Source organism: Streptomyces sp. NPDC004542, from assembly GCF_040610035.1.
Classification (GTDB): domain Bacteria; phylum Actinomycetota; class Actinomycetes; order Streptomycetales; family Streptomycetaceae; genus Streptomyces.
Genome location: NZ_JBEXLP010000221.1, coordinates 1 through 1,246, shown reverse-complemented (window position 1 = coordinate 1,246; position 1,246 = coordinate 1). Strand labels below are relative to the sequence as shown.

Below are 1,246 nucleotides of genomic sequence, written 5' to 3'. Positions count from 1 at the left end.
GGCAGCCCCTCCAGCACGACCACCGCGGAGGGGACCATGTGCTCCGGCAGCCGCCCGGCGGCGAACGTGCGCACCGAGGCGGCCAGCTCGCCCGGGTCGGCGTCCTCGTCCGCAGCAACGACATACGCCACCAGGCGCACATCCCCCGGCACGTCCTCACGGGCCGTGACGGCGGCCTGGGCGAGCTGCGAATGCGCGGCCAGCACCGCCTGCACCTCACCCGGCTCCACCCGGAACCCACGCACCTTGACCTGCTCATCCGCCCGCCCCGCGAACACCAACTCACCACCGGACGTCCACCGCACCCGGTCCCCGGTCCGATACATCCGCCCACCCGGACCACCGAACGGGCAGGCCACGAACCGCTCCGCCGTCAACCCCGCCCGGCCCACATACCCCCGCGCCACCTGCGCACCCGCGACATACAGCTCACCCACCACACCCGGCGCCACCGGCTGCAGACCGTCATCCAGCACGTAGAAGCGGGTGTTCGCCACCGGAGCACCCACCGGGATCACCCCGGAGGTGAGGACCTCCGCCGTGAGGCGGGTGGTCGCCACGCCGATGGTGGTCTCGGTCGGCCCATAGTGGTTGAACACACCGCACCCACCGGCCGCGGCCAGGAGTTCCTGCACCAGCGCGGGCGGGGCCGCCTCACCGCCCAGCACCAGCGAACCCGCCGGCACCACAGCAGCAGCACCGAGCGCGGCCAGGTGGGAGGGCACCGCCTTGAGATAGTCGATCCGCTGCTCGGCCAGATACCCGGCCACCGCCACCGGATCCGTCACCACCTCCTCATCCAGCAGATGCAACTCACCACCGGTCGTCAGACTGGCGAACAGCGCCGTGTTGCCGAGGTCGGTGGCCGGACCTTGCAACACCGCATACAGGCCACCGGCCCCACCAAACCCCACCCGCTCCGGCACCGACGACACATAGTTCGCCAACGCCCCGTGCGAGATGGCGACCCCCTTCGGGCGGCCGGTCGAACCCGACGTATAGATCACATACGCCAACTGCTCCCGCTCCACGGCGACCTCGGGCGCGGTCGCCGGAAACCCGGCCAGCTGCATCGCCACCAGCGCCCCGTCCACCGCCACCAGCCGATGCCGCCCCGCCGGAAGATCCTCGAGAATCTCCTCGGTCGTCAACGTCAGGACCGCGCCGCTGTCCGCGAGCTGGAACGCGATCCGCTCCGCCGGCAACCCCGCATCGAGCGGCAGATAGGCGGCCCCCGCCTTCCACA

The 1,246-nt window shown here is 71.6% G+C and carries 1 protein-coding gene; it reads right to left on the bottom strand.

Annotated features, from left to right (window positions below):
- A partial coding sequence (locus ABZX30_RS38205) for an amino acid adenylation domain-containing protein (protein WP_355943082.1) occupies positions 1-1,246 on the bottom strand: 1,246 nt, incomplete at both ends.